Genomic DNA, 12,768 nt, shown 5'->3' on the forward strand with positions numbered 1-12,768 from the left:
GCCAGACGTCCCGTACTGCCCGACTCGGCTCCCCCGCCGCAAGGTCACACGGACGCCGGGCGCGGCCGGTCCGTGTGTGCGGACGTGTGCGGAGGATACGGGCGTTACCTCGTCGTGACACGGCCGTTCACCGCCGCGTAACACGCCCCACCCCTTCGTCACTGCGCCGAAACATCGAGCGGCATCGGCGGAAACCGCGCTGCGCGAATCTCTGGCCCATAACCGGCCACGCCCCTCACGGCCGCCGCTCTCTCCGGCCCCGCCCCGCACAGGCCGTACCGACGACGAGGAGACGCCGATGGCACCAGCCATCACGACCCTGGCAGCAGACGCCCCCGAGCTGTCCGCCGCCAACACCGGGTTCATGCTCATCTGCTCCGCCCTGGTCATGCTGATGACCCCGGCTCTCGCCTTCTTCTACGGAGGCATGGTCCGCGTCAAGTCCACCCTCAACATGCTGATGATGAGCTTCATCAGCCTCGGGATCGTCACGATCCTGTGGGTGCTCTACGGCTTCAGCATCGCGTTCGGCACCGACTCCGGATCGCTCATCGGCTGGTCCTCCGAGTACGTCGGCCTCAGCGGCATCGGCATCACCGAGCTCTGGGACGGCTACACCATCCCGGTGTACGTCTTCGCCGTCTTCCAGCTGATGTTCGCGATCATCACCCCCGCGCTCATCAGCGGCGCCCTCGCCGACCGCGTCAAGTTCACGGCCTGGGCCCTCTTCATCACCCTCTGGGTCACGATCGTCTACTTCCCCGTCGCCCACTGGGTCTGGGGCTCCGGCGGCTGGCTCTTCGAGATGGGCGTCATCGACTTCGCCGGTGGTACGGCCGTCCACATCAACGCCGGTGCCGCCGCCCTCGGCGTCATCCTCGTCATCGGCAAGCGCGTCGGCTTCAAGAAGGACCCGATGCGCCCGCACAGCCTCCCGCTGGTCATGCTCGGCGCCGGTCTCCTCTGGTTCGGCTGGTTCGGCTTCAACGCCGGCTCGTGGCTCGGCAACGACGACGGCGTCGGCGCCGTGATGTTCGTCAACACCCAGGTCGCCACCGCCGCCGCCATGCTCGCCTGGCTCGCCTACGAGAAGATCCGCCACGGCTCCTTCACCACCCTCGGCGCCGCCTCCGGCGCGGTCGCCGGACTCGTCGCCATCACCCCGTCCGGCGGCGCCGTGAGCCCGCTCGGCGCCATCGCCGTCGGCGCCATCGCCGGTCTGCTCTGCGCCATGGCCGTCGGCCTCAAGTACAAGTTCGGCTACGACGACTCCCTCGACGTCGTCGGCGTCCACCTCGTCGGCGGAGTCGTCGGCTCCCTCCTCGTCGGCTTCTTCGCCACCGGCGGCGTCCAGTCCGACGCCAAGGGCCTCTTCTACGGCGGCGGCCTCGACCAGCTCGGCAAGCAGGCCGTCGGAGTCTTCGCGGTCCTCGCCTACTCTCTGATCGTCTCCGCGATCCTCGCCCTGATCATCGACAAGACGATGGGGATGCGGGTCAGCGAGGACGACGAGGTCTCCGGCATCGACCAGGTCGAGCACGCCGAGACCGCGTACGACTTCAGCGGAGCCGGCGGCGGCGCGTCCTCGCGCTCCACCGCCCCCGCCCCGGCCGTCACGCAGAACAAGAAGGTGGACGCATGAAGCTCATCACCGCGGTCGTGAAGCCGCACCGGCTCGACGAGATCAAGGAGGCCCTCCAGGCGTTCGGCGTCCACGGCCTCACCGTCACCGAGGCCAGCGGCTACGGCCGCCAGCGCGGCCACACCGAGGTCTACCGGGGCGCCGAGTACACCGTCGACCTCGTCCCCAAGATCCGCATCGAGGTCCTCGTCGAGGACGACGACGCCGAACAGCTCATCGACGTCGTCGTCAAGGCCGCCCGAACCGGCAAGATCGGTGACGGCAAGGTGTGGAGCGTGCCGGTCGAGACCGCCGTACGGGTCCGCACCGGCGAGCGCGGTCCGGACGCACTGTAAGCACACGTGAGGAGCCGCCGGGTGACGAGCCTCGAAGCGAATACAGAGACCGAAGATTCGGGACCCGGCGGTTACGCGGCGGCCCGGCTGCTCCTTCTCCACGAGAAGGAGCGGTCCGGGCCGCTGCGCCGTTCCGCCCTGGCCCGGCTCACCGACGAGTGGCTGGCCGGCCTCTTCGCCGCCGCCGCACCACCCCGCGGGGGGTTCGCCCTCGTCGCCGTCGGCGGCTACGGCCGCGCCGAACTCTCCCCGCGCAGCGACCTCGACCTCCTCCTGCTCCACGACGGCAGCGCCGACGCGGCCGCCGTCGCCGCCCTCGCCGACCGCATCTGGTACCCCGTGTGGGACCTCGGCCTCGCCCTCGACCACTCCGTCCGCACCCCCGCCGAGGCCCGCGCCACGGCGGGCGAGGACCTCAAGGTCCAGCTCGGCCTCCTCGACGCCCGGACCGTCGCCGGAGACGCCGGCCTCGTCGCCGCCCTGCGCACCACCGTCCTCGCCGACTGGCGCAACCAGGCACCCCGACGCCTCCCCGAACTCGACGAACTGTGCCGCGAGCGCGCCGAGCGCATGGGGGAGCTGCAGTTCCTCCTCGAACCCGACCTCAAGGAGGCCAGGGGAGGCCTCCGCGACGCCCAGGCCCTCCGCGCCGTCGCCGCCTCCTGGCTCGCCGACGCCCCCCGCGAAGGCCTCGACGACGCCCGCCGCCGCCTCCTCGACGCCCGCGACGCCCTCCACCTGGCCACCGGACGCGCCACCGACCGGCTCGCCCTCCAGGAACAGGACGCCGTCGCCGCCGAACTCGGCCTCCTCGACGCCGACACCCTGCTCCGCGAGGTGTACGAGGCCGCCCGGACCATCTCGTACGCCTCCGACGTCACCTGGCGCGAGGTCAACCGCGTCCTCAAGGCCCGCTCCGCCCGACCCCGGCTGCGCTCCCTCCTGAGCCGCGGCGGCACGAAACCCCCCGTCGAGCGCACCCCGCTCGCCGAAGGCGTCGTCGAGATGGACGGCGAAGCCGTCCTCGCCCTCAGCGCCAGGCCCGAACGCGACCCCGTGCTGCCCCTGCGGGCCGCCGCGGCGGCCGCCCAATCCGCCCTGCCGATCTCCCTGCACGCCGTACGCCGCCTCGCCGCGGCCGCCAAACCCCTCCCGGTGCCCTGGCCCGCCGAGGCGCGCGAGGAACTCGTCACCCTCCTCGGCGCCGGCGAGGCCACCGTGCCCGTCTGGGAGGCCCTGGAGGCCGAAGGCCTCGTCACCCTGCTGCTCCCCGACTGGGAACGCGTCCGCTGCCGGCCCCAGCGCAACCCCGTCCACACCTGGACCGTCGACCGCCACCTCGTCGAGACCGCCGTCCGCGCCTCCTCCCTCACCCGCCGCGTCGGCCGCCCCGACCTCCTCCTCGTCGCCGCCCTCCTCCACGACATCGGCAAGGGCTGGCCCGGCGACCACTCCGTCGCCGGCGAGACCATCGCCCGCGACGTCGCCACCCGCATCGGCTTCGACCGCGCCGACGTCGGCGTCATCGCCACCGTCGTCCGCCACCACCTCCTCCTCGTCGAGACCGCCACCCGCCGCGACCTCGACGACCCCGCCACCGTCCAGTCCGTCGCCCAGGCCGTCGGCACCGTGGGCACCCTCGAACTCCTGCACGCCCTCACCGAGGCCGACGCCCTCGCCACCGGACCCGCCGCATGGTCCTCCTGGCGCGCCTCACTCGTCGCCGACCTGGTCAAACGCGTCGCGGGCGTCCTCGCCGGCGAGACCCCGCCCGACCCCGAGGCCGCCGCGCCCAGCGCCGAACAGGAACGCCTCGCCATCGAGGCGCTCCGCACCGGCGAACCCGTCCTCGCCCTGCGCACCGAACCGGTCGCGGCGGAACCCGAGGAACCCGAGGCCGTCGGCGTCGAACTCCTCATCGCCCTGCCCGACCAGCCCGGCGTCCTCCCCGCCGTCGCCGGCGTCCTCGCCCTCCACCGGCTCACCGTCCGGGCCGCCGACCTCAGGGCCGTGGAACTGCCCACCGCGCTCGGCTCCGGCTCCGTCCTCGTCCTCGACTGGCGGGTCGCCGCCGAGTACGGCTCCCTGCCCGAAGCGGCCCGGCTCCGCGCCGACCTCGTCCGCGCCCTGGACGGCACCCTCGACGTCCCCGCCCGCCTCGCCGAGCGCGACGCCGCCTACCCGCGCCGCCGGGGCCTCACCGCCCCGCCGCCCCGCGTCACCGTCGCCGCCGCCGACTCCCGCCTCGCCACCGTCATCGAAGTCCGCGCCCAGGACGCCCCCGGCCTCCTCCACCGCATCGGCCGAGCCCTGGAGGGCGCGGCGGTACGGGTGCGGAGCGCGCACGTGTCGACACTCGGCGCCAACGCCGTCGACACCCTCTACGTGACCCGCCCGGACGGCTCCCTCCTCCCGGACGAGGAGGCGATCGACCTGGCCCGGACCCTGGAGTCGGCACTGCGGTGAGGGCGTGACCTCCGGGTTCGCCGCCCGCCGAGCCGGGGGTTTCCCGCTCCGCGCGCCCGCGGGGATACGTCTCCGCCCACCCGATCCGGTGGGCGGGGCCGAATCCTTTGCCGGGCCGGATACCCTGGAGGGCGATTCCCCACTCCCGACCCCAAGGACCGACGAGCGCCGTGTTCGATACTCTTTCCGACCGCTTGGCGAATACCTTCAAGTCCCTCCGGGGCAAGGGCCGCCTCTCCGAGCAGGACATCGACACCGCGGCTCGGGAAATCCGTATCGCCCTCCTCGAGGCCGATGTCGCGCTGCCCGTCGTCCGGGCCTTCATCTCGCGGGTCAAGGAGCGCTCCCTCGGCGCCGAGGTCTCCAAGGCGCTGAACCCCAGCCAGCAGGTCATCAAGATCGTCAACGACGAGCTGGTGTCGATCCTCGGTGGCGAGACCCGTCGCCTGCGGTTCGCCAAGACCGCGCCGACCGTGATCATGCTGGCCGGTCTCCAGGGTGCCGGTAAGACCACGCTCGCCGGAAAGCTCGGTCTGTGGCTGAAGGGGCAGGGGCACTCGCCGCTGCTCGTGGCCTGTGACCTCCAGCGCCCGAACGCCGTCAACCAGCTGTCCGTGGTCGCCGACCGCGCCGGCGTCGCCTTCTACGGCCCGCAGCCCGGCAACGGCGTCGGTGACCCGGTCCAGGTCGCCAAGGACTCGATCGAGTTCGCGCGGACCAAGATGTACGACGTCGTGATCGTCGACACCGCCGGCCGCCTCGGCATCGACCAGGAGCTGATGCAGCAGGCCGCTGACATCCGCGACGCGACGTCCCCCGACGAGATCCTCTTCGTCGTCGACGCGATGATCGGTCAGGACGCGGTCAACACCGCGGAGGCGTTCCGCGACGGCGTCGGCTTCGACGGCGTCGTGCTGTCGAAGCTCGACGGCGACGCCCGCGGTGGTGCGGCGCTCTCCATCGCCCACGTCACCGGCAAGCAGATCATGTTCGCCTCCAACGGCGAGAAGCTCGACGACTTCGACGCGTTCCACCCGGACCGCATGGCGTCCCGCATCCTCGGCATGGGCGACATGCTCTCCCTCATCGAGAAGGCCCAGCAGACCTTCGACGAGGAAGAGGCCGCCAAGATGGCCTCGAAGCTCGCGTCGAAGAAGGGCCAGGAGTTCACCCTCGACGACTTCCTGGCGCAGATGGACCAGGTCCGTCGCATGGGCTCCATCTCGAAGCTCCTCGGCATGCTCCCCGGCATGGGCCAGATGAAGGAGCAGATCGCCAACATCGACGAGCGGGACGTCGACCGCATGGCCGCCATCATCAAGTCGATGACCCCGGCCGAGCGCCAGGACCCGACGATCATCAACGGCTCCCGCCGGGCCCGTATCGCCAAGGGTTCGGGCGCCGAGGTCAGCGCGGTCAAGGGCCTGGTCGAGCGGTTCTTCGAGGCCCGCAAGATGATGTCCCGCATGGCGCAGGGCGGCGGCATGCCCGGGATGCCCGGCATCCCCGGCATGGGCGGCGGCCCCGGCCGGCAGAAGAAGCAGATCAAGCAGGCCAAGGGCAAGCGCAAGAGCGGCAACCCGATGAAGCGGAAGGCCGAGGAGCAGGCCGCGGCCGAGCGCCGCGAGCAGGCGCAGGCGGGCGGCGCGTTCGGCCTCCCGGCGGCGGGCCAGACCCCCAAGGACTTCGAGCTCCCGGACGAGTTCAAGAAGTTCATGGGCTGACGCTCGTACGAGGAGGGGCCCGGGGCGGTGCGAAACCGCCCCGGGCCCCTTTTCACCCCTCCGGGCCGTCCGCGATGCCGGGTTCGTCCCGCTCTTCGATACTGGGGCCACTGCCGCCCCGAGGAGAGCCACGTGGCCAACCCCGTACCCCCGCGCGACCGGACCGATCAGCCCTGGCGCTCGGAGGGGGCCCCGCCACCCCCGCCGCCGAAGAAGCGCATGCCGGGCAGCTGGGGCAGCCTCATCCTCACCGCGCTCGTCGTGTACCTGCTGGCCAACATCGTCCTGTCGTTCTTCAACGACGGCGACGGGCCGACGATCTCGTACACCGAGTTCGACAAGCAGGTCGCGGCCGGCAACGTCACGAAGATCTACTCCAAGGGCGACGCGATCCAGGGGCAGCTGAAGAACAAGCAGCCCGTCCCCGACGGCGACGGCGACTACACCAAGTTCACCACCCAGCGTCCGGCGTTCGCCGACGACGACCTGTGGGCGCAGCTGACCAAGCAGAACGTGGTCGTCACCGCCGAGCCGGTCGTCAAGGAGCGCAGCTTCCTCGCCAACCTGCTCATCTCGCTCGCCCCGATGCTGCTGCTCATCGTCCTGTGGGTGTTCATCGCCCGGCGGATGAGCGCGGGCATGGGCGGCGCGGGCGGCATGCTCGGCCGCAAGACCCCGCCCAAGCCGGTGGAGCTGGAGGGCGGCAAGCGCACGACCTTCGCCGACGTCGCCGGCATCGACGAGGTCGAGGGCGAGCTCAACGACGTCGTGGACTTCCTGAAGAACCCGCAGGCCTATCGCGAGATGGGGGCCAAGATGCCCCGCGGTGTGCTCCTCGCCGGGCCCCCCGGCACCGGCAAGACCCTGCTGGCCCGGGCCGTCGCGGGCGAGGCCGGGGTGCCGTTCTTCTCGGCCTCCGCCTCCGAGTTCATCGAGATGATCGTGGGCGTCGGCGCCTCCCGGGTCCGCGAGCTGTTCGCCGAGGCCCGCAAGGTCGCGCCCGCGATCATCTTCATCGACGAGATCGACACCATCGGCCGGGCGCGCGGCGGCGGCTCGGGGATGGGCGGCCACGACGAGCGCGAGCAGACCCTCAATCAGATCCTCACCGAGATGGACGGCTTCACCGGATCCGAGGGCGTGATCGTCCTGGCCGCCACCAACCGCGCCGACGTGCTCGACCCCGCCCTCACCCGGCCGGGCCGCTTCGACCGGATCGTCCACGTCAACCCGCCCGACCGGGGCGGCCGCGAGGCCATCCTCAGGATCCACACCCGGGAGATCCCGCTGGCGAGGGACGTCGACCTGGAGCACGTGGCCCGGACGACCCCGGGCATGACGGGCGCCGAGCTCGCCAACCTCGCCAACGAGGCCGCTCTCCTCGCGGTCAAGCGCGAGCAGAAGGCGGTCACCCAGTCCGACCTCTCCGACGCCCTGGAGAAGGTGCAGCTGGGTGCGGAGCGGCCGCTGGTGATGCCGGCGGAGGAGCGGCGCAGGACCGCGTACCACGAGAGCGGGCACGCGCTCCTCGGGATGCTCCAGCCGGGCGCCGACCCGGTCCGCAAGATCACCATCGTGCCGCGCGGCCGGGCCCTCGGCGTCACCCTCTCGACCCCGGACTCCGACAAGTACGCGTACACCGAGGACTACCTGCGCGGCCGGATCATCGGCGCCCTCGGCGGCATGGCGGCCGAGCAGGTCGTGTTCGGCGTCATCACCACCGGCGCCGAGAGCGACCTCGAACAGGTCACCAACATCGCCCGGGGCATGGCGGGCCGCTGGGGCATGAGCGCGCGCGTCGGCCGCCTCACCGCCATCCCGGCCGACGCCCAGCAGGCGTACGGCCTGTCGGCGGCCCCCGCGACCCTCGACACCGTGGACGAGGAGATGCGGCGGATCGTCGACGAGTGCTACGAGAGCGCGGTACGGCAGCTCCGCGAGCACCGCGACCAGCTGGACGCCCTGGCCGAAGCCCTCCTCGCGAACGAGACCCTCGAGGAGGACGCGGCCTACCGGGCGGCGGGGATCACGCGGCTGCGCAAGGACGCCTGATCCTTCAGCGGACGCGGGCGACGACGTACCGGAAGACGTTCGGCATCCAGACCGTCCCGTCCGCGCGGACGTACGGCGCGAGGGCCTCCCCGATCTCCTTCTCGACCTGGGAGAGGTCGGTGGCCCGTACGGCCTCGTCGAACGCGCCCGTCGAGAGCAGCCCGCGCACCGCGCTGCCCTCGCTCGCGTACCCGAAGGGGCAGGCCACCCGGCCGGAGCCGTCCGGGCGCAGCCCCGCGGCGGCCGCCAGGCCGTCCAGGTCGACCCGGAACCGGGGCGGGCGGTCCGCGAGCCGGGCCGCGACCCGCAGGACCGGCTCCGTGGCGCACCGCTCCGGAGGTCCCCAGCCGCCGAGGACGACCGTCGCGCCGCGTTGCGCCGAACGGGTGAGGGCGGTCAGCTCCGCGAGGATCCCGTCGGTCGCGTGGAAGACCGTGAAGACGTCGTACGGGAGGTCCTCGGGCACCGCCTCCGCGACCACGACGCCCTCCGGCAGCCGCTCCCTGGCGAGCTCCGCGCGCGCGTGGTCCCGGTCCACTCCGGCCACCCGCGCGCCCCTGGCCGCCGCCATCAGCAGGGCCAGGCCGGAGCCGCAGCCGAGGCCGAGGACCCGGGAGCCGGCGCCCACGCCGAGGCGCTCGTACACCGCCTCGTAGAGCGGGACGAGCATGCGTTCCTGGATTTCGGCCCAGTCGCGCGCGGGGTGGTGCGGGACGAGCGTAGGTGTCATGGAAAGAGCCCCTATCCGTGCCTGGACGACAGCCCCCCGTAGTCAGGGAACTGCGCATCCCGGGCCGCGTCCAGTGCTCGCGCCGGACCGATTCGCCCGGGGGAGGGGCGGTGCGGGGTCCCGCACCCGGACCCGGTAATGTCCCAGCAACACTTCCCGGCGGGACACCGCCCCGGCTCGGGCCCGGCTCCGAAGAGGCGCTTCCCGGGGGCGCACGTACCGCGGCTACGCGCCGGGGCGTATGCGCTACTACGCACCAGCTTGACGCTCCCTGCGCGGCTTCTCCGCAGATCGGCGCACTGGCCCTCGTCAGGACGCATCAACGGCAACTGACGGGTACGTGCAAAATATTTGGGATGCCCCGGAATGGAACCCGGGGGCACTTCGGCTCGTTGTACGCGACGTGAGCACGACACCACCTGTTCTCGCCGCAGAGCTGGCACAGGCGTGGGCCGACATTCAGCGGCACCACCCCGAGCTGCCGGACCTTGCCGCGCCCGAGTCCCTGATCGGAGAGTCCTCGTCCGCCTGTGGCGCCGAACTCTCCTTCGAACGACTGCTCCACGAGGCAGTCCACGGCATCGCCGCCGCCCGGGGGGTCCGCGACACCTCCCGCGCCGGCCGCTATCACAACCGCAGATTCCTCGCGATCGCCGAGGAGATGGGCCTCGACCACCCCGAGGAGCCGCACGCGAGCAGCGGCTTCTCCCTGGTCACGCTCAACCCGGAGGCGAGGCGCCGCTACCGGCCCACGATCGAGCGGCTCCAGCGGGCCCTGAAGGCCCACACGGTCGCCACCGCCGCCGACACCAAGCGCTCCTTCCGCGGACCGGCCGCCCGGCACGGATCCTCGGGCGGCGGCGTGCGCGTCAAGGCCGTCTGCGACTGCGGACGGAACGTGCGCGTGGTGCCGTCCGTGCTGGCCCAGGCCCCGATCGTCTGCGGCGGCTGCGGCAAGCCCTTCCGGATCCCGGAGACGGTGGGCGCCGCCACCTGACCCGGCGGCGTGTGGCACAATGGCTAGCTGTACTCGACAGTCGCATAGGACCCCTCTCTCCTCCGGCTGACGCGTCCATCGGGCATCCGAGTACCGCAACCCCACGTGGCATCTCAAGTGCCCAACCACGTCAAGACCAGGAGACACCACTCCAGTGGCAGTCAAGATCAAGCTCAAGCGCCTCGGTAAGATCCGCCAGCCGCACTACCGCATCGTCGTCGCCGACTCGCGCACCCGCCGCGATGGTCGCGCGATCGAGGAGATCGGCCTCTACCACCCGACGTACAACCCGTCGCGTATCGAGGTCGACTCCGAGCGTGCGCAGTACTGGCTGTCCGTCGGCGCCCAGCCGACCGAGCCGGTCCTCGCCATCCTGAAGCTCACCGGCGACTGGCAGAAGCACAAGGGCCTCCCGGCCCCCGAGAAGGCGCTGCTCGTCCCCGCCACCAAGGAGGCGAAGCGCGCCTCGTTCGACGAGTTCGCGAAGACCCTCGAGAGCGGCGACGACAAGGGTGAGGCCATCACCCCGAAGGCCAAGAAGGCCGACAAGAAGGCTGACGAGGCCGAGGCCGCGTCGACCGAGTCGACCGAGGCCTGATCATGCTCGAGGAGGCTCTCGAGCACCTCGTGAAGGGCATCGTCGACAACCCCGACGATGTGCAGGTCGCCTCGCGCAACCTGCGTCGTGGCCGCGTGCTCGAGGTCCGGGTTCACCCCGACGACCTCGGCAAGGTGATCGGCCGCAACGGCCGCACCGCACGCGCGCTGCGTACCGTCGTGGGCGCCATCGGCGGTCGTGGAATCCGAGTCGACCTCGTCGACGTGGACCAGGTCCGCTGAACAAGTCGGCCACATCGGTTGAATGATGTGCCGGCACGGGCCGGGGAGGGCTTACGAGCCCACCCCGGCCCGTTGTCGTTTTTTGTCGTACGAGCTGTGTGACAGGAGAGTGTGGAGCAGTGCAGTTGGTAGTCGCGCGGATCGGCCGCGCCCACGGCATCAAGGGCGAGGTCACCGTCGAGGTGCGGACGGACGAGCCCGAGCTCAGGCTCGGACCCGGAGCCGTACTGCTGACCGACCCGGCCTCCACCGGGCCGCTGACCATCGAGACCGGCCGGGTCCACAGCGGCCGGCTGTTGCTGCGCTTCGAGGGCGTCCGCGACCGCACCGGCGCCGAGGCCCTGCGCAACACCCTCCTCATCGCCGAGGTCGACCCCGAGGAGATGCCCGAGGAGGAGGACGAGTACTACGACCACCAGCTCATGGACCTCGACGTGGTCCTCACCGACGGCACCGAGATCGGCCGCATCACCGAGATCTCCCACCTGCCGTCGCAGGACCTCTTCATCGTCGAGCGCCCCGACGGCACCGAGCTGATGATCCCGTTCGTCCAGGAGATCGTCGTCGAGATCGACCTGGAGGAGCAGCGGGCCGTGATCGACCCGCCGCCCGGTCTCATCGACGACCGCGCCGAGATCGTCTCCACCCGCGACGCCGAGGAGGGTGACGACGCATGAGGCTCGACGTCGTCACGATCTTCCCCGAGTACCTCGAACCGCTGAACGTCTCCCTCGTCGGCAAGGCACGCGCGCGCGGGCAGCTCGACGTCCACGTCCACGACCTGCGCGAGTGGACCTACGACCGGCACAACACGGTCGACGACACCCCGTACGGCGGCGGCCCCGGCATGGTCATGAAGACCGAGCCCTGGGGCGACGCGCTCGACCAGGCGCTCGCCGACGGCTACGAGGGCGGCGCCCACGGCCCGGTCCTCGTCGTCCCGACCCCCAGCGGCCGGCCCTTCACCCAGGAGCTGGCCGTCGAGCTCTCCGAGCGGCCCTGGCTGATCTTCACCCCGGCCCGCTACGAGGGCATCGACCGCCGCGTCATGGACGAGTACGCGACCCGGATGCCCGTCTACGAGGTCTCCATCGGCGACTACGTGCTCGCCGGCGGAGAGGCCGCCGTCCTCGTCGTCACCGAGGCCGTCGCCCGCCTCCTGCCCGGTGTCCTCGGCAACGCCGAGTCCCACCGCGACGACTCCTTCGCTCCCGGGGCCATGGCCAACCTCCTGGAGGGCCCCGTCTACACCAAGCCCCCCGAGTGGCGCGGCCGGGGCATCCCCGACGTCCTCCTCAGCGGGCACCACGGCAAGATCGCCCGCTGGCGGCGCGACGAGGCCTTCCGGCGCACCGCCGCCCACCGCCCCGACCTCATCGAGCGCTGCGATCCGGCGGCCTTCGACAAGAAGGACCGCGAGATCCTCTCGATGATGGGGTGGGCGCCCGAGCCCGGCGGCCGATTTTGGCGCAAGCTCGAAGACGTGGAAGAATAGGCCGCTGTCGTCCGTCCGGCGTGCGCCCCTGCCACAGGGGGAACGACGCCGCACGAAGCGGACGACTCCCCGATTCACTTTCGAACGTACCGCTGATGACCTGTGGCATCAGCGAGGAAAGAGACCTCCATGGCCTCCCTGCTCGACCAGGTCAACGCGGCCGCGATCCGCTCCGACCTCCCCGCCTTCCGCCCCGGCGACACCGTGAACGTCCACGTGCGCGTCATCGAAGGCACCCGCTCCCGCATCCAGCAGTTCAAGGGTGTCGTCATCCGCCGCCAGGGCTCGGGCGTCAGCGAGACCTTCACGGTCCGCAAGGTCTCGTTCTCCGTCGGCGTCGAGCGCACCTTCCCGGTGAACAGCCCGATCTTCGAGAAGATCGAGCTCGTGACCCGCGGTGACGTCCGTCGCGCCAAGCTCTACTACCTGCGTGAGCTGCGCGGCAAGGCTGCCAAGATCAAGGAGAAGCGCGACCGCTGAGCTTCGG

At 71.6% G+C, this 12,768-nt stretch carries 12 protein-coding genes; 11 read left to right on the plus strand and 1 reads right to left on the minus strand.

Annotated features, from left to right (window positions below):
* Window positions 1-298: 298 nt before the first annotated feature.
* From MRBLMG1_RS14205 to ftsH, 5 genes are all read left to right on the plus strand, one after another.
* The gene (locus MRBLMG1_RS14205) at window positions 299-1,642 is read left to right on the plus strand and encodes an ammonium transporter (RefSeq protein WP_367824222.1); all 1,344 of its coding nucleotides are present in this window, start codon (window positions 299-301) and stop codon (window positions 1,640-1,642) included.
* Window positions 1,639-1,977, plus strand: a complete 339-nt coding sequence (locus MRBLMG1_RS14210; protein WP_004924863.1) for a P-II family nitrogen regulator — start codon at window positions 1,639-1,641, stop codon at window positions 1,975-1,977. Before MRBLMG1_RS14205 ends, MRBLMG1_RS14210 begins: the two co-directional genes overlap by 4 nt.
* A gap of 21 nt (window positions 1,978-1,998) precedes the next feature.
* Window positions 1,999-4,443, plus strand: coding sequence for a [protein-PII] uridylyltransferase (locus MRBLMG1_RS14215; RefSeq protein ID WP_367824224.1), 2,445 nt, complete (start codon window positions 1,999-2,001; stop codon window positions 4,441-4,443).
* Between the two features lie 170 nt (window positions 4,444-4,613).
* Entirely contained in the window at window positions 4,614-6,167 is a 1,554-nt protein-coding gene (ffh, locus tag MRBLMG1_RS14220) for a signal recognition particle protein (RefSeq protein WP_367824226.1), read from the plus strand.
* Between the two features lie 132 nt (window positions 6,168-6,299).
* Window positions 6,300-8,219 (plus strand): ATP-dependent zinc metalloprotease FtsH, encoded by a 1,920-nt coding sequence (gene ftsH / locus MRBLMG1_RS14225; protein WP_367824228.1) that lies wholly within the window; start codon window positions 6,300-6,302, stop codon window positions 8,217-8,219.
* A gap of 4 nt (window positions 8,220-8,223) precedes the next feature.
* Here ftsH and MRBLMG1_RS14230 read toward each other — a convergent pair whose 3' ends face one another.
* A complete protein-coding gene (locus tag MRBLMG1_RS14230; protein ID WP_367824230.1) occupies window positions 8,224-8,949 on the minus strand; it encodes a class I SAM-dependent methyltransferase in 726 nt (241 codons plus the stop codon).
* Window positions 8,950-9,352: 403 nt separating this feature from the next.
* On the opposite strand from MRBLMG1_RS14230, the gene MRBLMG1_RS14235 reads away from it, so the two are divergent.
* The 6 genes from MRBLMG1_RS14235 (at window position 9,353) to rplS (ending at window position 12,761) form a co-directional block, all read left to right on the plus strand.
* Window positions 9,353-9,946 (plus strand): hypothetical protein, encoded by a 594-nt coding sequence (locus MRBLMG1_RS14235; RefSeq protein WP_033204778.1) that lies wholly within the window; start codon window positions 9,353-9,355, stop codon window positions 9,944-9,946.
* Between the two features lie 154 nt (window positions 9,947-10,100).
* A complete protein-coding gene (gene rpsP / locus MRBLMG1_RS14240; RefSeq protein ID WP_053644511.1) occupies window positions 10,101-10,544 on the plus strand; it encodes a 30S ribosomal protein S16 in 444 nt (147 codons plus the stop codon).
* Between the two features lie 2 nt (window positions 10,545-10,546).
* Window positions 10,547-10,786 (plus strand): RNA-binding protein, encoded by a 240-nt coding sequence (locus MRBLMG1_RS14245; RefSeq protein WP_005311361.1) that lies wholly within the window; start codon window positions 10,547-10,549, stop codon window positions 10,784-10,786.
* A gap of 119 nt (window positions 10,787-10,905) precedes the next feature.
* Window positions 10,906-11,463, plus strand: coding sequence for a ribosome maturation factor RimM (rimM, locus tag MRBLMG1_RS14250; RefSeq protein WP_367824233.1), 558 nt, complete (start codon window positions 10,906-10,908; stop codon window positions 11,461-11,463).
* On the plus strand, window positions 11,460-12,281 hold the full coding sequence (gene trmD, locus MRBLMG1_RS14255) for a tRNA (guanosine(37)-N1)-methyltransferase TrmD (RefSeq protein ID WP_367824235.1): 822 nt from the start codon (window positions 11,460-11,462) through the stop codon (window positions 12,279-12,281). Before rimM ends, trmD begins: the two co-directional genes overlap by 4 nt.
* A 129-nt stretch (window positions 12,282-12,410) precedes the next feature.
* Complete coding sequence (rplS, locus tag MRBLMG1_RS14260; protein WP_367824237.1) at window positions 12,411-12,761, plus strand: 50S ribosomal protein L19; 351 nt, start codon at window positions 12,411-12,413, stop codon at window positions 12,759-12,761.
* Window positions 12,762-12,768: the final 7 nt, after the last annotated feature.

The organism is Streptomyces sp. LMG1-1-1.1, from assembly GCF_040815545.1.
In the GTDB taxonomy this organism is placed as follows: Bacteria; Actinomycetota; Actinomycetes; order Streptomycetales; family Streptomycetaceae; genus Streptomyces.